Genomic DNA, 19,572 nt, shown 5'->3' with positions numbered 1-19,572 from the left:
CGCGCTCGAAGTAGGCAAGAACGCCGCCCGGTTACCGCTTACGACCGGCGCAACCGCCACCGGCGGGAGGATGATCTGCTGGCCGCTCTCGTTGATGTTGAGGCTGCGAAATGCCTGCACGATCGAATCGGACAGCACGCGGTACTTGCCCTCGTTGATCGAGGACAGCGAGTACATCACGACGAAGAAGGCGAACAGCAGCGTGATGAAGTCGGCGTAGGAGACGAGCCAACGTTCATGGTTCTCGTGCTCCTCCTCGTGTTTGCGTCGGCGGGCCATGGTTCAGTTCCGGCCGAGGTGGCTCACACCACGTAGCCCTGCATGCGGCTGGCGATGATGCGCGGGTTGTCGCCATTGGCGATGCCCACCAGACCGTCGACGAACATCTCGCGCTGCGTCGTCAGCGCGGCAATCTGCGCGCCCAGCTTCTTGGCGATCGGGAGGAAGACGAGGTTGGCGAAGCCGACGCCGTAGATGGTGGCGACGAAGGCCACGGCGATGCCCGCACCCAGCTTGGACGGGTCTGACAGGTTCTCCATGACGTGGATCAGACCCATCACCGCACCCAGGATGCCGATCGTCGGCGCATAGCCGCCCGCCGCCTCCCAGATCTTGGCCGACTGGCGCATCTGTGCCTCCCAGGCACCGATCTCGACCTCGAGCACGTCGCGCAGACGCGTCGGGTCGACGCCGTCGACCAGCAGCTGCAGCCCCTTGCGCATGAAGGGATCCGGCAGGTTTCCGATCTGGTTCTCCAGCACCAGCAGACCTTCCTTGCGCGCGATCTGGCTCCAGTTGGCCGCCTGCTCGATCATCCGCTCGGGGCTGGTCACCGGTGGCACGAACACCCATCGCACCATGCGCATGCCCTCGACGAAGGTCCGCAGCGGGCTCTGCAGCATCACCGCGCCCAGCGTGCCGCCGATGACGATCAGGAAAGCCGTGGGCTGCACCAGCGAGGACATGTGCCCACCCTCCAGCACCTGGCCGCCCAGGATCGCCGCGAGGCCGAGTGCGAGACCGAAGACGCTGATCCTATCCATGGCGGCGAAGTCCGAAAGCGTTCATGACGAATCAGTCCTGAGCCGGCTTCTTGGGGGGCCTGCCACGCCGTGCCGGTGCCCGCGTCGCCCCTTCGCCCGCGAACACCGAGGAGCGCAGCCGCGCCACCGCCTGGCTGTGGAGCTGGCACACGCGCGACTCGGTGACACCGAGCACGGCACCGATCTCGCGCAGATTCAGCTCCTCGTCATAGTAGAGCGCCATGACCATCTGTTCGCGCTCGGGCAGGACCTCGATGGCTGACACCAGGCGCCGCCGCATGTCGGCATCGGCCAGCAGGTCCAGCGGATTGGCGTCCTGCTGCACGAGATGACGTTCGAGGAAATTGTCGTCCTGATCGTGGCTGAAGTCCTCGATATAGACGAGCTGATGCCCCCGCGCTTCCTGCAGCATGTGCTGGTACTCGGCCAGCGACACGCCGAGCGAATCAGCCAGCTCGCCCTCGGAGGGCGGGCGACCGAATTCCTGCTCAAGCATGTGGATGGCGGACTCGATGCGGCGCATGTCGCGGCGCAAGCTGCGCGGCAGCCAGTCGTTGTCGCGCAGGCCGTCGAGCATGGCACCACGGATCCGTTGCACGGCATAGGTCTCGAACTGCGCGCCAAGCCCGTCCTCGTAGCGGCCGATGGCATCGAGCAGCCCCATCATGCCGTTCTGGATCAGGTCGTCCACCTCGACGCTGGCGGGCAATCTGGACATGAGCTGGTAAGCGATCCGCTTGACCAGCGGCGCATAGGCTTCGACCAGGTGTGCCTTGTCGAGATTACCTTTGGCGTCGTACATCCATTGGGCCTGTATCTTTTTGCGGCGCGATGCAGTCCGCATACCTGACGGAGAAGTGGGTTGCCGGCATTCTCCCGCACTGTCGTACGCATTACCAGCGGGATACATCACGCCGCCATGCATGGTCAGGCACTCAGCGAGGGTTTGATCCGGCTCATCGCCTCGATCCGGCGCATGAAGGCTGCACCGGCCGCGCGCGTCGAGGCGGCGGTATCCGGCCGCGACAGGGCCGCAGCGAGATCATCGCGCTCCGCCTCGCCCACCCACGCCAGCGGCAGGCCGACATGGCGCCGCACGAGGGCTTCCAGGCTCGAGAAGAAGCGCGCTGCATCATCGCGGCTGCGAGCACGGCACACGGCGACATGCACCGAACCCGCACCTGCGGCAGCCAGCGCCTTGATCGTGCGATAGGCCTCGGTGGCACCGCTTGCGCTGGCTTCGGCCACGAGCAGGCGGCAGGGGGCGGCGCCGACGAAAGGCGACGGCTCTGCGGCGGTCTCGCAGTCTGCATGGACCAGCACGAAGGTGGCGTGGCGATGCAGGATACGCAAGGCCTCGACCAGGCAGGCGCGACGGGCGTCGTCCAGCAGCGGCAGCGCCAGCGCCGCGGCGACCGCCGAGACACGCCCCATCAGGCCGGGCGCGGGTTGCAGCACGTCGGCCAGTGTGGTGCGGCCGTCGAGCAGCTGAAGCAGGTCGGGACCGGGTGCTTGTTGCAGTGCCGTTGCCAGCCCGACCTCGCCTTCGGCTTCGTCCAGGATCAGCACCCGCTCGGCGTGACCGGCAATGCGATGGGCAGCCAGCACGGCGTTGTGTGAACGATGGCGACCGCAGGCATAGAGCGCCACGACCTGCGGTGGCGCACGGCGGAAGAGCCGTCTGAGTCCGGCTGCCTGATCCTCGCGTTTGTCGAACATGTCAGGCTCCTCCGCTGGCCGCGGCCAGCATCATTCCTGCCTCTTCATCGTTCAGGTGCCAGGGCGACTCCGCACCTTGCTCGCGCAGTGCGCGGTGCAGCAGGTAGGCCCGGTTCGGCAGGTGCAGGTCCTCGGGCACGCGCTGGCCGTTGGTCAGGTAGCGGATCTCGAGCCCGTGGCGCACCGCGACGTCGAGCGCCGGCGCCAGCGACGCGGCCTCATCCACCTTGGTGAAGATGCAGCCAGCCAGATCCTGGCCGGCGTAGGCGCGCGCCACGTCGTCCAGCGTGTCGCCGCGGGCGGTGGCATTGAGCAGCAGCAGGCGGCGAACGTCACCCGCACCGCTCAGCATGGACGCCTGCTCGGCCACCATGCGGTCGCGCTGGCTCATGCCCATCGTGTCGATCAGCACCATGTGCTTGTTGCGCAGGCCAGCGAGCGTCTGGCGCAGGTCGGCTGCGTCGCGCACCGAAAACACCGGCACGCCCAGGATGCGGCCGTAGATGCGCAGCTGTTCCTGCGCGCCGATGCGGTAGCCGTCAGTCGTGATCAGCGCGAGCCGGCTGGCCCCGTGGCGTACGACGCAGCGCGCGGCGAGCTTGGCGGTGGTGGTCGTCTTGCCCACGCCGGTGGGACCCACCAGCGCATAGACGCCGCCACGGTCGATCACGTCGTCGTCCGAGGCATGCGCGCGCATCATGCGGTCGAGCGCGGCACCGGCGGCTTCGCGCGCCTCGATCCGGCTCGCATCCTCCGGCACCGCTTCGGCCAACTTGCGTGCGGTGGCCGTGGAGAAGCCGGCCTCGAGCAGCTCGCCCATCAGCGCGGCACGCGCAGGGGCCTGGCGACGCGTCTCACCCCAGGCGAAACCGGCAAGCTGGCGCTCGATCATGCCGCGGATGCCGGACAGTTCCTGCATCAGTCGCGCATTGGTCTCCTGCAGTTCGCGCATGCGGGCATTGCCGAAGTCGTCCGCGGCCGCCACGGGCGCCGCCGGCGCGGCCGCGGGGCGGCTGCGCAGCGCGAAATCGGCGGACTCGATGCGAGGCGGCGAAAACGGCCGCACCACCGCCGGTTGTGCCGGCGCGGCGGGCGCCGGACGTGCCGCATTGCGCGCGGCGCTGGCGGCCAGCGCCGAGAGGCTGACGCGGAAGTCACCGTCGGCCGGCTCGCGCACCGGGGCCGCCGCCGGCTTCGGCGCCGTTACTGCGGCCGGTTCGCCGGCAGGCGCCTTGGACTTTGCCGCAACTGCGGCGCGATTGGCCGCCTGCAGTGCGCTCACCGCCTCGCCCGGCAGGGCCAGGATCTCCACCCCGCCATCGACGGCGCGATTGGACAGCACGATCGCATCGGGGCCGAGCGCCTCCTTCAGCGCACGGAGCGCCTCGCGGGCAGTGGGGGCAAAGTAGCGTTTGACGTTCATGGCGTTTCTCCGGGCGGCCTGACTTTTGCCGCAGCTTGAGAAGGATTATCTCGGCTTCGGGTGGCATCCCTTTGGCCGAATAAACCGCCTTTACCCCGCTTATTCGATGCTCGACCGCGTCGCCGCGGGGCCGCCTCAGCCCTGCTGTGCGCCAATCATCGCGGTCACCCGGATGGTGCGGGACTCGGGCACTTCGCTGTTGGAGATGACCTTCAGCGAAGGCACCGCGCGGCGCAGGAAGCGCGACAGCAGCATGCGCAACTGCGACGGCACCAGCAGCACCGGCGGCAGGCCGATGTCTTCCTGGCGCTGGGCGATCTGCGCGGTCTGGCGCAGCAGCGTGTCGGCCAGGCCTGGCTCGATCGCACCACCCTCGCCCCCCGCGCTCATGGCCTGCATCAGGATGCGTTCCAGGCCGGGCTCGAGCGCCATGACGTTGACGTCCGCGTTGCCCGGGAACAGGCCCTGGATGATCGCGCGCCCCAGCGCCTCGCGCACCTTGACGGTGAGTTGCACCGGGTCCTGCGTGCGAGGCGCATGCTCGGCCAGCACCTCGATGATGCTGCGCATGTCGCGGATGTTGACGCCCTCTTCCAGCAGGTTCTGCAGCACGCGCTGCACGGTGCCGATCGGCAGCAGCTTGGGCACGAGATCCTCGATGAGCTTGGGCGAATCCTTGCCGACGTGGTCGAGCAGCGCCTGCGTCTCCTGGCGACCGAGCAGTTCGGCGGCATGGTTCAGGATGACGTGGTTGAGGTGCGTTGCGACCACGGTGCTGGCATCGACGACCGTGTAACCCAGCGCATGGGCCTGCTCGCGCATGCCGGTATCGATCCAGAACGCCGGCAGACCGAACGCCGGGTCGGTGGTCTCCCGCCCCTGCAGCGGACCGGATACGTGGCCCGGGTTGATCGCCATCAGCTGGCCCGGATAGGCCTCGCCCGAGCCAACTTCGACGCCCTTCAGGGCGATGCGGTAGGCGTTGGGCTTCAGCTCCAGGTTGTCGCGGATGTGCACCGGCGAGGACAGGAAGCCGACTTCCTGCGCGAACTTCTTGCGCAGCCCGCGGATGCGCTTGAGCAGCTCGCCATCCTGGCCCTTGTCGACCATCGGGATCAGCCGGTAGCCGACTTCCAGGCCAAGCACATCGACCTGGGAAACGTCGTTCCAGCTCGCCTCCTGCGCATCGGCCCGGGGCGCCTCCGCCTGCTTGGCCGCCGCCGGCGCGGCAGCCTCGGCTTCGGCCTCCTGCATCTGCTTGTGTCGTATCCACGCCAGGCCGCCGAGTACCGCGGCGAGCAACAGGAAGACGAGGTTCGGCATGCCGGGGATCAGGCCCAGCACGCCGATGATGATTGCGGTCAGCGTCATCACCGCCGGATTGGCGAACAGCTGGCCGATGACCAGGCCGCCAATGTCGCCCTCATCGCCGACACGAGACACGACGAGGCCGGCCGCCACCGAGATGATCAGCGCCGGAATCTGCGCCACCAGGCCGTCGCCGATCGTCAGCAGCGTGTAGGTGTGGGCCGCGTCGCCCACGGCCATGTCGTGCTGCATGACGCCGACGAACAGCCCGCCGATGATGTTGATGACGAGGATGATGATGCCCGCCACCGCATCACCGCGCACGAACTTGGAAGCACCGTCCATCGCGCCGTAGAAGTCCGATTCCTGCGCGATCTCCTTGCGCCGGCGCTTGGCTTCCTTCTCGTCGATGAGCCCGGCGTTGAGATCGGCGTCGATCGCCATCTGCTTGCCGGGCATCGCGTCGAGGGTGAAACGCGCCGACACTTCGGCGATGCGGCCCGCGCCCTTGGTAATGACGACGAAGTTGATGACGGTGAGGATCACGAACACCACGATGCCCACCGCGGTGTTGCCACCGACCAGGAAGTTGCCGAAGGCCTCGATGACCTTGCCCGCGGCGTCGGGGCCGCCGTGGCCTTCGAGCAGCACGATCCGCGTCGACGCGACGTTCAGCGACAGCCGCAGCAGCGTCGTCACCAGCAGCACCGTGGGGAACACCGAGAAGTCCAGCGGCTTCCTCGAGTACATCGCCACCAGCATCACCATCACCGACACTGCGATGTTGAAGGTGAAGAACACGTCCAGCAGGAAGACCGGCAGCGGCAGCACCATCATGGACAGGATCATGATGATGAGGATGGGCGCGGCGAGCTGGCGCAGGTTGGCCGGGGTCAGCAGCTGGCGCAGGTTCAGGGTGTCGTTAAGGGCCATCGTTCACGCGCTCATTCGTCGGGGGCGCCGGGGTCCATGCCTTCGGGCACCGGCAGGTGGGTGGGGGCCTGCGGCGGCAGCCCACCCTGTTTCATCCAGTTGTCGAGCTGGTAGACGTAGGCCATGACTTCGGCCACCGCCGTATAGAGCGCGGCAGGAATCGCCTGCTCCAGCTCGCAATGCTTGTACAGCGCACGCGCCAGCGGCGGCGCCTCGAGCAGCAGCACCTCGTGCTCGCGCGCAATCTCGCGGATCTTCAGCGCAGTCTCGCCACGGCCCTTGGCCACCACCACCGGGGCACCCATGCGCTCGGCGTCGTACTTGAGTGCCACCGAGAAGTGCGTCGGGTTGGTCACCACCACGTCGGCCTTGGGCACCTCGGCCATCATGCGCCGGCGCGCCATCTCGCGCTGCATGGCACGGATGCGACCCTTGACCTGGGGATCGCCCTCCTGCTCCTTGCCCTCGCGCTTGACCTCCTCCTTCGTCATGCGCAGCTTCTTGTGGTACTGCCAGAGCTGGAAGGGCACGTCCATCAGCGCGAGCAAGCCGAGGCTGGCCGCGATCAGGACGGCGGCCAGCACGATCGTGCCGGAGAACTCGCTCATGCCGATCTCCAGCGGCGACACCATGAGGCCGAACAGGTGGTCCTTGTTCGCCCACAACACCATCGAGGCGACGCCGCCGATCAGCAGCGATTTCAGGATCGCCTTCACCATCTCGGCCAGGCCATGCATGGAGAACATCCGGCCGAGCCCCTGGATGGGGTTCATGCGGCCGAAGTTCGGTCCCAGCACCTTGGTCGAGAACAGCAGGCCGCCGAGCGCGACCGGTGCAGCGACGGCCGCCACCAGCAGGGCCGCGAACAGCGGCACCAGCATCAGCAGTGCACCGCTGAGCTGACCACGGAACACTTCGAGCATCAGTGTCACGTCGAAGACGGTGGCGCGCTCGAAGGCGAAGCCGGTACGCACCACGGCGAGCATGCGCTCGGCCATCCAGCCGCCAAGCAGCCAAAGCGTCGCCACGCCGGTGATGGTGACGAAGAAAGTCGACAGCTCCCGCGACTGCGGGACCTGGCCTTCCTCGCGCGCCTGCTCAAGCCGTCGCGGTGATGGGGCTTCTGTTTTCTCTAGATCGCTATCTTCGGCCACGGCCGACTCCATCGTCGCCCCGCCGCGCGGCAACCGGCGCGGACGCGAAACGACGTGTGCGGATTATCGACCGCGACCGGCAATATCTGCCGGTCGATAAAAGGCGGGAAACGACCGCTATTCGATCCTTGCCGCGCCCCGGTTCAGCGCGCCACGGGCAGGCGATCGATGCCGCGCAGGGTGTCGCCGGGCTTGATGCCGCGTTCGCGGAACCACCCCAGGTTCATCTCGAGCGCGAAGCGGGCCGGCGCCGACGCGCAGTGGTTGTCCTCGGTCTGGGGCTGCATGTCCTCGATGTTGAGCACCCTGCCCTGCGCGTCAAGGAAGGCCACCGACAACGGCAGGTAGGTGTTCTTCATCCACATGCAGTGCCGCGCGTCCTCGGGGAACACGAAGACCATGCCGCGATGCAGCGGCATCGTGCGACGGTTCATCAGTCCGATCTGGCGGTTCTGGAAGGTGTGCGCCACTTCGGCCTCGATGCGGAACATGCCGGCCCCGAGCTCGGCCATCGGCATGGCTTGCTGCGCCGCTGCGGTACCGGCCGCCAGCGCACCGACCAACCCGAACCCCAACGCAACCAAAGGACGCGACACCCCCGACTGAAGCTTCATCCCTTCGACCTCGAACCTGTTTGGACGCGGCGCATCTTACCCGTGCCGCCGGCGCCATGGCGAGCCGATGAGGACGCCGGCCCTCGCGGCCCCGACTGGCGGGTAGACGCCCCCGGCGCTGCGGCGCGCGGAACCCGAGGCGCGGGCATGGCCGGCGGCGCGACCTCGCGCCACTGCCCGGGCTGCAGCCCGTCCAGCGTCCACGGCCCGATCGCCACGCGCACCAGGCGCAGGGTCGGGAAGCCGATCTTCGCCGTCATGCGTCGCACCTGCCGGTTCTTGCCCTCGCGCAGCACGATCTCCAGCCACGCGGTTGGCACCGTCTTGCGAAAGCGCACCGGGGGATCGCGCGGCCACAGCCAATCGGGCGCGTCGACGCGTCGAGCCGCGCAAGGCTGAGTGTGGAAGTCGCCAAGATCCAGCCCGGCACGCAAAAGCGCCAGCGCGGCCTCGTCCGGCTCGCCCTCGACCTGCACCAGGTAGGTCTTGGGCTGCTTGTGCCGCGGATCGGCGATGTGGTGCTGCAGGGCTCCGTCATCGGTCAGCAGCAGCAGGCCCTCGCTGTCGGTATCGAGCCGCCCCGCGGCATACACGCCCGGCACGGCAACGTAGTCCTTGAGCGTGGCGCGGCCGGCCTCGTCGGTGAACTGGCACAGCACGCCGAAGGGCTTGTTGAGGAGGATGAGACGGGACATGGAGCAGGATGATACGCCTGCGGTATCGCAGGCATTATCCGGCGGCGCCCGGGTCGGCAACCGGAATGAGAAAAGCCCTGATCGCTCAGGGCTTCCCGGAAAAATCTGGCGGAGGCGGTGAGATTCGAACTCACGAGGGGCGTTAACCCCTGACGGTTTTCAAGACCGTTGCATTCAACCGCTCTGCCACGCCTCCGCAAGGGCGCGGATTATAGCACCGACTCCGCGCGCACCGCCGGACGGTCAACAGACCGACACATCACGCCAGTTCGAACAGCGCCACCGACTCGACGTGGGACGTCTGCGGGAACATGTTGGCAATACCCGCACCGCGCAACACGTAACCCTTCTCATGCACCAGCACCGCGGCGTCGCGCGCCAGCGTGGCCGGATTGCACGACACATAGACGATGCGCGGCGGACGCTGCAGCGCGCTGATCGCCTTCACCACGGCGATCGCGCCCTCGCGCGGCGGATCGATCAGCAGCTTGTCCAGCGGACCGAGCGCCGCAAGGCTGTCCTCGGTCGCCTCGAACAGGTTGGCGGCATGGAACTCGCAGCGCTCGGCGAGCCCGTTGCTGTCCGCGTTCGCCCGGGCGCGCTCGACCAGCGCCTCGCTGCCTTCCACCCCGACCATCGTCGCACCGCGCCGTGCGATCGGCAGGCTGAAGTTGCCGAGTCCGCAGAACAGGTCGGCGATGCGCTCGCCCGGCTGCGGATCGAGCAACTGCATCGCACGCCGGATAAGCAGCCGGTTGATATGGACGTTGACCTGCGTGAAGTCGGTCGGGCGGAAGTCCATCGTCACGTCGAACTCCGGCAGCGTGTAGGCCAGGCCGGGGCCATTGACGGGATGCAGCGGCGCGGCCGTGTCCGGCCCGCCGGGCTGGGCCCAGACCTGGATGTGGTGACGCTCGGCAAAGGCCGCGAGCGCCTGGCGGTCCTTGCCGCTGAAGGGCAACAGGTGGCGGAAGACGAAGGCGGTCGCGGTATCGCTGACCGCGATCTCGATCTGCGGCACGCGGTCGGCGATCGACAGGGCGGCGATCAGGCCGTGGAGTTCCGGCACTAGGGCGGAGATCTGCGGCGGCAGTACCGGGCAGGCTTGCATGTCTGCGATGTAGCTCGAGCGCTTCTGGTGGAAGCCGATCAGCACCCCGCCCTTGCTCGGCACCACGCGCACGCTCAGGCGGGCGCGATAGCGATACCCCCAGGACGGCCCGTGGATGGCCGGGTAGACGATCTGCGGCTCGACCTTGCCGATGTGCCACAGCGCGTCTTCCAGGATGCGCTGCTTGGCGGCCGCCTGCGCCACCGGATCGAGATGCTGCATCGAACAGCCGCCACAGGTGCCGTAATGCGCACAACGGGGCTGCACGCGCTGCGCACTCGGCTTGAGCACGCGCGCGACCTCGGCCTGTGCGTAGCGCGGACGATCGCGCAGCACCGTGTATTCGACCTTCTCGCCGGGCAGTGCCCCCTCGATGAAAACGGCCTTGCCGTCGACGTGGCTGATGCCGCGACCTTCGTGGTCCAGCGATTCGATGACTGCAACGGACATGGGGATCCCGATGGAAAAAGTCGCGCGATTCTACCGCGTTCGCAAAGCCGTCCGCGCCAGCGCCTATAATCCGCGCCATGAATCTGCCCACGCTCGAAACCCTGCTCGGCGGCCTGTCGGCGCGCGAGTTCCTTGCCGAATACTGGCAAAAGAAGCCCCTGCTCATCCGTCAGGCCGTACCCGGCTTTACCGGCGTCGTCAGCAAGGACGAACTGTTCGATCTCGCCTGCGATCCCGACGTCGAGTCGCGCTACATTCGCCTGCCCGCCGAAGGCCTCGAAGGCGAATGGACGCTGGAACATGGCCCTCAGAGCCGCGGACGCCTGCGCGGCAAGAAGCAGCCGTGGACCGTGCTGGTGCAGGGCCTCAACCTGTGGGTGCCCGATGGCGACCGCCTGCTGCACCGCTTCGACTTCATCCCGCAGGCGCGGCTCGACGACCTCATGGTGAGCTACGCCGTCGACGGCGGCGGAGTTGGCCCGCATTTCGACAACTATGACGTCTTCCTGCTGCAAGGCATCGGCAAGCGCCGCTGGCAGATCTCCGACCAGACCGACCGCAGCCTGGTCGAAGGCGCGCCGCTGCGCATCCTGAAGAACTTCCAGCCCGCAGAGGACTGGGTGCTTGAGCCCGGCGACATGCTCTATCTGCCGCCGCACTGGGCGCACAACGGCGTTGCGATCGGGGAGTGCACCACCTACTCGATCGGCTTCCGCTCACCCACCGCGCAGGAACTCGGCACCGTATTTCTGGGCTGGCTGCAGGAAAGGATCTGCCTCGAAGGCCTGTATGCCGATCCGGATCTTGCACTGCAGCAGAACTCGGCCGAGATCGGCAGTCGCATGATCGACCAGATCGAGCGCATGCTCGCCGGTATCCGCTGGAGTCGCGCGGACGTCGAGGCGTTCGTCGGCGCCTATCTCACGGAGCCGAAGTCGCACGTCTTCTTCGATCCACCCGAAGAGCCGCTGAGCCGCAAGCGCTTCAGCACTGCGCTGCGCGAGCGAGGCTTCGCACTGGACCCCCGCAGCCTGCTGCTGTTCTCAGCCGCAGGCTTCCACCTTAATGGAGAGCCTCTCGAGATCGATGCGGCACTCCGCGACACCCTCGCCGCCCTTGCGCATCGCCGCGCCCTGCCTGCCAATGCCTTCGCAGACGCGCCCGACGGACTCACCGAGTTGCTCTACGACTGGTACGAGAACGGCTTCGGCGCCCCTGCTGCCGCCTGACCCGGAAAGAAACGCTAACATTTTGCAGCGCACCATCCACCTGAAAGTGCGGCGGCCTACTGCTAGACTTTGATGGCTTCAAGGTCGCATTGCAGTCCCCTGCCGACGATCGCTCGACGCATCGCGGCATGTCAATTCGAATAAGGAATGAACACATGAAACACTCCCTTCTCGTCGCCGCCCTCGTTGCCATCACCGTGTCCGCCTGCGGCAAGCAGGAACAACCCGCGCCGACCGCCGCGCCCGCACCGACGGTGCAGGAGCAGGCCAAGGAAGCTGCACAGCAGGCCGTCGAAGCTGCGAAGGAAGGCGCTGAAGCCGCCAAGGAAGGCACCGCAGCCGCGGTAGAGGCCACCAAGGAAGGTGCTGCAGCCGCCGTCGAAGCCACGAAGGAAGGTGCCGCTGCAGCAGTCGAGGCTGCGAAGGAAGGCGCCGAGGCCGTCAAGGAAGGTGCCGCCGACGCAGTTGATGCGGCCAAGGCTGCGGCCGACGCTGCCGTCGAGGCGGCAAAGCAGGAATCGCAGAAGTAAGTCCACGCATCGGGCACAAAAAAGCCGGCTTCTTGCCGGCTTTTTTCTTTTCGCAACCTCCGTGTGCCGCCTTGCAGCGACACACGGCTATCCGGCTCAGCGCAGTTCGTTCTGCAACAGGCCCAGCATGCGCTTGGCCGTCTCGGAACTGTCTGCGCCGCCCTCGCGGGTCATCACGGTCACGCGCGAATTGTCGCCCAGCCCCTGCACACGCAGGCGATACTCGCTGCCGCCGACCGCGGGCTTGTCGTCGCTGCGCCAGAAGGCGAGTTTCGAGAGGAAGCCCTTCTCGGGGCTCTTGTTGTCGGCATCCGGATCGACATAGCGCACGTAGTACAGTCCCTGTGCCCTGTCCCGGTCCTCGACCGTGAAGCCGATACGATCCAGCGCGAGGCCGACGCGACGCCAGGCACGGTCGAAGGGCTCTTCCATGTTCAGGCTCACCTGGCCGTCGCTGCCCGCGGCAATACGCGCACGCTCCTCGGCGGGCGCCTGCGTCAGCGCAGCTTCGGCGCGCGCCTCCTCGGCGCCGAGGCGCACCATCAGGCGGCGCAGCATTTCGGCCTCGAGTTCAGGATCGGCCGGACGCGGCTGCCAGATCGTGGAATCCTTGGCTTCGGTGGGGTAGATCTCCATCATGCCGCGGTGGCTGATGTAGATCTCGACCGTGCCGGCGTCCTTGCCCTGCTCGAGGCGAGTACGGAACTTGTCACGCTCGGGCGTCGAGAACAGGCCGTCGAGCACCTTGCCGAGCGTTGCGCGCACGAAGTCCTGCGGGATCTTTGCGCGATCCTCGGCCCAGTCGGTTTCCATGACGCCGATTTCGGGGCTCTCGATGTTGAGGATGAAGCCCAGTTCAAGCCAGAAGTCCTTGATCTGCGGCCAGAGCTCCTCGGGCGTTCCGCCAACGACCAGCCACCGCTGGGTGCCAGCGCGTTCGATGCGCATCTTGTCGGGCGTCGCCAGGACCTCAGGACCGCTGGACGCTGCCGGCTGGCCGGCGCGATCGGCCGAGTAGGCCGAGTAGGTCGCCACGCCACGCGGCGAAACATCGGGCACGGCAAAACGGTCATCGCGCGTGGGCGCGGTCAGATCGGGCGGAATCTCGAGCGGCTGCTGCATCTGGCGCGCGCTCTTGTAGTCGATGCGCTTGGATTCGAGCAGCGAACTCGAGCAACCGGCGAGCGCCACCGACAGTGCGATAAGGGAAACGGAAGTGCGCATGGAGCGATTCATGAAGTTCCTGCAATCAGAGATTCGGATCAGACCTTGACGCCGGCCTTGCGCATGGCCTTCAGCACACGCTCGTGGCAGGAATCGGAAAGTTGCGTCAGCGGCAGGCGGATGCCGTCGCCGATGAGGCCCATGCGGGCCACCGCCCACTTGACCGGAATCGGGTTGGCTTCGCAGAACAGGTCGCGATGCAGGCCGGTCAGCGCGGCATTGACCTCGCGCAGCTTGCGCATGTCGCCGGCCGCCGCAGCGGCGCACAGCTCGTGCATCGCACGCGGCGCGACGTTTGCAGTCACCGAGATGACGCCATGGCCGCCCAGCATCAGGAATGCGGCCGACGACATGTCGTCGCCGCTGTAGAGCGCAAAACCCGCGGGCGCGCGCTCGATCAGGTCGCTCGCCCGGTCGAGGCTACCGGTGGCGTCCTTGAGGCCAACGATGTTCGGCACTTCGGCCAGGCGCATCACGGTGTCGTTGGACAGGTCGGCGACGGTGCGGCCCGGCACGTTGTACAGGATCAACGGCAGTTCGACCGACTCGGCGATGGTGCGGTAGTGGCGGTACAGCCCTTCCTGAGTCGGACGGTTGTAGTAAGGCACCACCGACAGATGCGCCGCAGCGCCGGCCTGCTTCGCGAAGCGAGCGAGTTCGACGGCCTCGGCGGTCGAATTGGCACCCGTGCCGGCGATGACAGGTACGCGGTCGGCCACATGCTCGACCGTGGCGCGAATGAGTTCGCAGTGTTCATCGACGTCCACCGTCGGCGATTCACCGGTGGTGCCGACGATGACGATGCCGTCGGTGCCCTCGGCAATGTGCCAGTCGATGAGATTGCGCAGACGGGGGAAGTCGAGGCTCCCGTCGTCGAGCATGGGCGTGACGATTGCGACAAGCGATCCGGTAATCATGGCGTTGGGCAAGACAGTAAAAATCGGATTCTAACCGATCGCTGCGGCGCGGCTAGCGCGGCGCGCAATTTCGCGCGCCTGCGCCAGCCACGAGGCTGTATCAGGATGCGACAGGGTCAGAGGTCGGCCAGCGCCTTGATGTGAGCAACGACCGAACGCGCAAGCGATGACAGGGAATACCCACCTTCGAGCACCGAAACGATTCGCTTGTGGCCACAATCCGCCGCGACGCCCTTGATCTGGTTCGTCGCCCAAACGTAGTCTGCCTCGAGCAGCCCGAGCGAGCCCATGTCATCCTCGTAGTGGGCATCGAATCCGGCCGAGATGAAGATCATCTGCGGGTTGTGGCTGCGCAGCGCCGGTACCACGACGTCACCGAAGACCTGACGGAAACCATCGCCGCGCGTCCCCGCCGGCAGCGGGACGTTGCACATGTGGGCGGGAGGATTGTCGGCACCGCTGTAAGGGTAGAAGGGATGCTGGAAGATGCCGGCCATCATCACGCGCGGGTCATTGCGGAAGATGTCCTCCGTGCCGTTGCCGTGGTGTACGTCGAAATCGACGATGGCCACGCGCTCGAGACCATGCGCTTCGACCGCATGACGCGCCGCGATGGCGACATTGTTCATGAAGCAGAAACCCATCGCCTTCGCCGTCTCGGCGTGGTGCCCCGGCGGACGCACGGCGCAGAACGCGTTCTCGATCTCGCCCGACATCACCAGGTCCGTGGCCATCACGCCCGCACCGGCCGAACGCAGCGCGGCCTTCATCGTGCCAGGGCTCATCGCGGTGTCGGGGTCGAGGTGGCGAATGCCATGCTCGGGCACGCTGTTGAGCAGCTCGTCGAAATACGAATCCGGGTGGACGCGGATGATCTGCTCGCGCGTCGCGACAGGTGCATCGTAGAACGAGATGTACATGTCGAGCCCGGCGGCGATCAGGCGGTCATTGATCGCGGCGAGACGATCGGGGCATTCGGGGTGCATCGACCCCATGTCATGCAGCCAGCACTCGCGATGCGTGATGAATGCCGTAGTCGTCATACTCCTCCCTCTCCTGTATTGAACATTCGAAGCGACCACCCCTCTATCGGGAGCAGACGTTTTCTTTGCCACGGGGCAGCAAACCCACCGCAGCGACAGCGTCTTTGTCACCTATTATCACCGCTTCCCGCCCAATTTCACAGTACGCCCGAAGATGCCAAATCACCACGCAACCCGCCTGCTCGAAGCCGCCAGCCAGCTCATTCTGGGCAAGGAGCGCGAGCTGCGCCTTGCGCTCGCCTGCCTTGTCGCACGCGGCCACCTGCTGATCGAGGACGTGCCCGGCGTGGGCAAGACGACGCTCGCCCACACCCTCGCACGACTGACGGGACTGCAGTTCCAGCGCATCCAGTTCACCAGCGACCTCCTGCCTGCAGACATCGTCGGCGTGTCCATATTCGATCGGGAGACGAGCGCGTTCCGCTTCCATCCGGGACCGGTCTTCTCGCAGCTCATTCTCGCCGACGAAATCAACCGCGCCACGCCGAAGACACAGAGCGCCCTGCTCGAGGCGATGGAAGAGCGGCAGGTCACCGCCGACGGCAGCACCCTTCCCCTGCCCGATCCCTTCTTCGTCATCGCCACGCAGAATCCGGCGAACCAGATCGGCACCTTTCCGCTGCCCGAAAGCCAGCTCGACCGTTTCCTGCTCCGCATCCGGCTCGGCTACCCCGATGCGCTTGCCGAACGCGCCCTGCTGATGGGTGCGGACCGGCGAGAACTGCTTGAAGCGCGGCCGCCGGTCATCACCCCTGCGGATCTGCTCGACATGCAGCGCGCAGCCCAGGGGCTCCACGTCGCCGACCCGCTGATCGACTACGTGCAGGCATTGCTCAGTGCCACCCGGCACCACACCGAGATCGAGACCGGGCTGAGCCCGCGCGCCGGGTTGGGCCTGCTTTCGGCTGCCCGCGCCTGGGCCCTGATCGACGGGCGCGACCACGTGGTGCCCGAAGACGTGCAGACCCTGTTCCCGCACGTCGCCGCGCACAGGCTGCACCTTGCGGGCGACGGCCGCCCCGTTCCCGCCGCGACGCTGCTCAGCCTGATGCAATCGGTTCCGGTGCGTTGAAGGCAGCGAGCCTCGCCATGGCCACATCCGCATCGACTGCCGCCGTCGACCCGCCACGGTCCGCGCTGCGCCGGCAGCTGGACCGCTGGCTGTTCCGCCTGGGCGCGCCCGAGCGCGGGCCGATCGAGCTCGTCCAGCGGCGCATCTACGTGCTGCCGTCACGTGCGGGTCTGGTCTTCGCCGTGGCGCTGGTCGTGATGCTGCTGGCCTCGATCAACTACAGTCTCAGCCTCGGCTACGGGCTGGTGTTCCTGCTGGCCGGTGCCGGCGTCGCAAGCATCCTGCATGCGTTTCACAACCTGCTCGGCCTGCGCTTGCGACCCGGCCGCTGCGAGCCGGTGTTCTGTGGCGAGACGGCGAGCTTCGGGCTCGTCGTCGAGAATCCGCGCGCGGCGCGCCGCCCCGCACTGAGCCTGCGCCTCGGCACGCGGCATACAAGGTTCGAACTTGCGCCGGGGGAAACGCGCGACGTGCAGGTCCCCGCCGCAACCCATCGCCGCGGGCTGACCCAACCGGGGAGAATGGTGCTGGAAACCTACTGGCCACTCGGCCTCATCCGTGCCTGGAGCGTATTCGTGCCGGACATGCCCTGTGTGGTCTATCCTGCCCCCGAAGCCACGCCCCCGCCCTTGCCGCCGGACGGCGAGGCCGAGGGGCGAGGACGAGCGACCAGCCGCCCGGGCGACGATGACTTTGCCGGCCTGCGTGCGCACCAACGCGCCGACTCGCCGCGCCACGTCGCATGGAAGGTCCTCGCGCGTGGCGGCCCTCTGTTGACGAAGCAGTTTTCGGGCGAAGCCGGGGCCGACCTTGACCTCGCCTGGGAGCGGCTACCCGCGCATCTCGACACCGAGGCGCGCCTGTCACGCCTGGCGGCCTGGCTGCTGGCTGCCGAGCGATCGGGACGGCGATACGCACTCCGGCTGCCCATGGTGGTGTGCCCCCCCGGGCACGGCCACGAGCACCTGCATCGCTGCCTGCGCGAACTCGCACTGCACGGCAGCGCCCGGCAGGAAAACGACCGATGAAGGGCGGCCTCTCTTCACTGCGCTGGCGCCCCGGACTGCGCCGGACCGCTGCACCGGCGATCACCCTGACGCGCCAACAGTGCACCTGGCTGCTCGCCACCGCGGCGCTGAGCCTGGCACCTCACCTGACCTGGCTGCCAACCTGGATCATGGGGTTCGGCTTCGTCCTGCTGGGCTGGCGCGCCCTGTTGCTGTGGCGCGGCAGCGCGCCCCCACCGCGCCTGGTGCTGCTCGCCCTCGTCATCGCCGCGGCGATCGGCGTGCGCACCGAGTTCGACCATTTCTTCGGCAAGGACCCGGGCGTTGCACTGCTGGCACTGCTGCTCGGACTGAAGTTGCTCGAAGTGCGCGTGACACGCGATGCGCTTGCTGCCGTGCTGCTGTGCTTCTTCCTGCAGCTCTCGCTGTTCTTCGAGGACCAGTCCATACCGGTCGCCGGGCTCGCGCTGGTGGCCACGCTGAGCGGCCTCGCCGCGATGGCCTCGCTGACCGACGCAAATGGGCGCGCCCGCGAACAGCTTCGCACCGGCACCTTGCTTGTCGTTCAGGGCGTGCCCTTCATGGTGCTGCTGTTCGTGCTGTTCCCGCGCGTCGACGGCCCGCTGTGGGGCCTCCCGGCCGACGCGTTCAGCGGCCGCACCGGGCTGTCGGACACGATGAGCCCGGGTTCGATCAGCGCGCTGGGGGAATCCAGCGAGATCGTGTTCCGCGCCGACTTCGATGGCCCGCCGCCACGTCCGGACCAGCGCTACTGGCGCGGCCCGGTGCTGACAGACTTCGACGGCCGGACCTGGCGACCGCGCGCATTTGCCGAAGGCGCGGCGCCGTTCTACGCGGTCGAGGGTCCGCGCCTTGACTACACGCTGACGCTGGAGCCGCACAACCGCCGCTGGCTGCTGGCGCTCGACGTCCCGGCGGCGGGGCCGGATGCGCACCTGTTCACCAGCGACTTCCAGCTCCTCGCGCGCCAGCCTGTACAGTCCCGTATCCGCGTGGAACTCACCTCCCACCCCGAGAGCTCTATCGGCCTGACCGAAAACGAGGCGGCGCTGGCCGCCGCACGCCGACTGCCGCCAGGTTTCAATCCCCGCACGCTCGCGCTTGCCGACGAACTCGCCGCCGGCGCGCAATCGCACGAGGTGATCCTGCAGCGCGTCATCGCCCGACTGCGCCAGTCCGAGCTGATCTACACCCTGCGCCCGCCCCTGCTCGGCACCGACGGCGTCGACGAATTCCTGTTCGACACCCGTCGCGGCTTCTGCGAGCACTTTGCCGGCGCCTTCACCGTGCTGATGCGGGCGACCGGCGTACCCGCGCGGATCGTCACCGGCTACCAGGGGGGCGAGATCAATCCGATCGACGGCAACCTTGTCGTGCGCCAGTCGCATGCGCACGCCTGGAGCGAGGTCTGGCTACAGGGACGCGGTTGGGTGCGTGTCGACCCCACTGCGCTGTCCGCGCCCCGTCGCATCGACGATGGCCTCGCCGCCGCCTTGCCCGAAGGCGAGGCCCTGCCGATCATGATGCATCCGCGGATGGAATGGCTGCGCGGCCTTCGACTGCGTTGGGAGGCCGTATCGAACGCATGGAACCAGCGCGTTCTTGGCTACAATCCGCAGAGACAGAAGGAACTCCTCGCACGTCTCGGACTCGACCAGGAGTCATCGTGGGTACTGGGTGGCACGCTTGCCGGCGCAGGCGCCCTGCTTTTCGGCCTGCTCCTGTGGTGGACCATCCGCAAGCGACGGCCGGCCGATCCGCTCGAACGTGGGTGGCTGCGTTTCTGCACCGCTCTGGCGCGGCATGGCATCGTCCGTCAAGCTTGGGAAGGGCCGCATCAGTTCGGCGTGCGCGTCGCCGCCGAGACGTCGCTACCGCCGGCTGCCCGCGCTGCCATCCGTGCCATCTGCGAGGACTATGCCCGGCTGCGCTATGGACCGACATGCAGTGCCGACGACTTGCGCGCGCTGCGCACCCGAATCAACGCCATCAGATTGCCATGAATCCGTTTCGATACCTCTCCCGCCTCTCCGCAAGGCCGCTCGGCTGGCGTCACCTGTTCGCCGGGGTCGGCCTCGC

Annotated in this window: 18 protein-coding genes and 1 tRNA gene; 5 read left to right on the top strand and 14 right to left on the bottom strand. The window is 67.3% G+C overall.

What is annotated here, in order from left to right; genetic code table 11:
• The 11 genes from CGK74_RS16440 to rlmD form a co-directional block, all read right to left on the bottom strand.
• On the bottom strand, nucleotides 1-279 hold a 279-nt coding region (locus CGK74_RS16440; protein WP_276206069.1), incomplete at its 3' end, for a flagellar motor protein MotB.
• Nucleotides 280-302: 23 nt separating this feature from the next.
• On the bottom strand, nucleotides 303-1,043 hold the full coding sequence (locus tag CGK74_RS16435; protein WP_094269502.1) for a flagellar motor protein: 741 nt from the start codon (nucleotides 1,041-1,043) through the stop codon (nucleotides 303-305).
• A gap of 31 nt (nucleotides 1,044-1,074) precedes the next feature.
• Nucleotides 1,075-1,845, bottom strand: coding sequence for an RNA polymerase sigma factor FliA (locus CGK74_RS16430; RefSeq protein ID WP_094269501.1), 771 nt, complete (start codon nucleotides 1,843-1,845; stop codon nucleotides 1,075-1,077).
• A 125-nt stretch (nucleotides 1,846-1,970) separates the two neighbouring features.
• Nucleotides 1,971-2,762, bottom strand: a complete 792-nt coding sequence (locus tag CGK74_RS16425) for a MinD/ParA family ATP-binding protein (RefSeq protein ID WP_094269500.1) — start codon at nucleotides 2,760-2,762, stop codon at nucleotides 1,971-1,973.
• A 1-nt stretch (nucleotide 2,763) separates the two neighbouring features.
• Nucleotides 2,764-4,185, bottom strand: coding sequence for a flagellar biosynthesis GTPase FlhF (gene flhF / locus CGK74_RS16420; protein ID WP_094269499.1), 1,422 nt, complete (start codon nucleotides 4,183-4,185; stop codon nucleotides 2,764-2,766).
• 135 nt (nucleotides 4,186-4,320) lie between these two features.
• Nucleotides 4,321-6,426 carry a flagellar biosynthesis protein FlhA gene (flhA, locus tag CGK74_RS16415; protein ID WP_094269498.1) on the bottom strand — a complete coding sequence of 702 codons (2,106 nt, stop codon included), beginning with the start codon at nucleotides 6,424-6,426 and terminating at the stop codon, nucleotides 4,321-4,323.
• An 11-nt stretch (nucleotides 6,427-6,437) separates the two neighbouring features.
• Complete coding sequence (flhB, locus tag CGK74_RS16410) at nucleotides 6,438-7,580, bottom strand: flagellar biosynthesis protein FlhB (protein ID WP_094269506.1); 1,143 nt, start codon at nucleotides 7,578-7,580, stop codon at nucleotides 6,438-6,440.
• A 143-nt stretch (nucleotides 7,581-7,723) separates the two neighbouring features.
• On the bottom strand, nucleotides 7,724-8,194 hold the full coding sequence (locus CGK74_RS16405) for a DUF192 domain-containing protein (protein ID WP_094269497.1): 471 nt from the start codon (nucleotides 8,192-8,194) through the stop codon (nucleotides 7,724-7,726).
• Nucleotides 8,191-8,889: a pseudouridine synthase gene (locus CGK74_RS16400; RefSeq protein ID WP_094269496.1), complete on the bottom strand. Its 699-nt coding sequence runs from the start codon at nucleotides 8,887-8,889 to the stop codon at nucleotides 8,191-8,193. The genes CGK74_RS16405 and CGK74_RS16400 overlap by 4 nt, the downstream gene beginning before the upstream one ends.
• Nucleotides 8,890-8,995: 106 nt before the next feature.
• A tRNA-Ser gene (locus CGK74_RS16395) sits at nucleotides 8,996-9,085 on the bottom strand.
• 63 nt (nucleotides 9,086-9,148) lie between these two features.
• Nucleotides 9,149-10,450: a 23S rRNA (uracil(1939)-C(5))-methyltransferase RlmD gene (gene rlmD, locus CGK74_RS16390; protein WP_094269495.1), complete on the bottom strand. Its 1,302-nt coding sequence runs from the start codon at nucleotides 10,448-10,450 to the stop codon at nucleotides 9,149-9,151.
• Nucleotides 10,451-10,527: 77 nt separating this feature from the next.
• On the opposite strand from rlmD, the gene CGK74_RS16385 reads away from it, so the two are divergent.
• Both CGK74_RS16385 and CGK74_RS16380 read left to right on the top strand, forming a co-directional pair.
• The gene (locus CGK74_RS16385) at nucleotides 10,528-11,679 is read left to right on the top strand and encodes a cupin domain-containing protein (protein ID WP_094269494.1); all 1,152 of its coding nucleotides are present in this window, start codon (nucleotides 10,528-10,530) and stop codon (nucleotides 11,677-11,679) included.
• Between the two features lie 155 nt (nucleotides 11,680-11,834).
• Nucleotides 11,835-12,209, top strand: a complete 375-nt coding sequence (locus CGK74_RS16380; protein ID WP_094269493.1) for a hypothetical protein — start codon at nucleotides 11,835-11,837, stop codon at nucleotides 12,207-12,209.
• 96 nt (nucleotides 12,210-12,305) lie between these two features.
• Here the strand turns inward: CGK74_RS16380 and bamC are convergent, their stop codons facing one another.
• The 3 genes from bamC to CGK74_RS16365 form a co-directional block, all read right to left on the bottom strand.
• Nucleotides 12,306-13,445 (bottom strand): outer membrane protein assembly factor BamC, encoded by a 1,140-nt coding sequence (gene bamC / locus CGK74_RS16375; protein ID WP_094269492.1) that lies wholly within the window; start codon nucleotides 13,443-13,445, stop codon nucleotides 12,306-12,308.
• A 26-nt stretch (nucleotides 13,446-13,471) separates the two neighbouring features.
• On the bottom strand, nucleotides 13,472-14,350 hold the full coding sequence (gene dapA / locus CGK74_RS16370; RefSeq protein WP_094269491.1) for a 4-hydroxy-tetrahydrodipicolinate synthase: 879 nt from the start codon (nucleotides 14,348-14,350) through the stop codon (nucleotides 13,472-13,474).
• 116 nt (nucleotides 14,351-14,466) lie between these two features.
• A complete protein-coding gene (locus tag CGK74_RS16365) occupies nucleotides 14,467-15,393 on the bottom strand; it encodes a histone deacetylase family protein (RefSeq protein ID WP_094269490.1) in 927 nt (308 codons plus the stop codon).
• Nucleotides 15,394-15,547: 154 nt separating this feature from the next.
• On the opposite strand from CGK74_RS16365, the gene CGK74_RS16360 reads away from it, so the two are divergent.
• Genes CGK74_RS16360 through CGK74_RS16350 form a run of 3 tightly spaced genes read left to right on the top strand, consistent with a single transcriptional unit; the run spans nucleotide 15,548 to nucleotide 19,496 of the window.
• Nucleotides 15,548-16,465 (top strand): AAA family ATPase, encoded by a 918-nt coding sequence (locus CGK74_RS16360; protein WP_094269489.1) that lies wholly within the window; start codon nucleotides 15,548-15,550, stop codon nucleotides 16,463-16,465.
• 17 nt (nucleotides 16,466-16,482) lie between these two features.
• Nucleotides 16,483-17,493: a DUF58 domain-containing protein gene (locus tag CGK74_RS16355; RefSeq protein WP_094269488.1), complete on the top strand. Its 1,011-nt coding sequence runs from the start codon at nucleotides 16,483-16,485 to the stop codon at nucleotides 17,491-17,493.
• On the top strand, nucleotides 17,490-19,496 hold the full coding sequence (locus CGK74_RS16350) for a transglutaminase TgpA family protein (RefSeq protein WP_094269487.1): 2,007 nt from the start codon (nucleotides 17,490-17,492) through the stop codon (nucleotides 19,494-19,496). Before CGK74_RS16355 ends, CGK74_RS16350 begins: the two co-directional genes overlap by 4 nt.
• Nucleotides 19,497-19,572: the final 76 nt, after the last annotated feature.

Source organism: Thauera propionica (assembly GCF_002245655.1).
In the GTDB taxonomy this organism is placed as follows: domain Bacteria; phylum Pseudomonadota; class Gammaproteobacteria; order Burkholderiales; family Rhodocyclaceae; genus Thauera; species Thauera propionica.
This window is presented reverse-complemented; position numbering and strand designations above follow the sequence as displayed.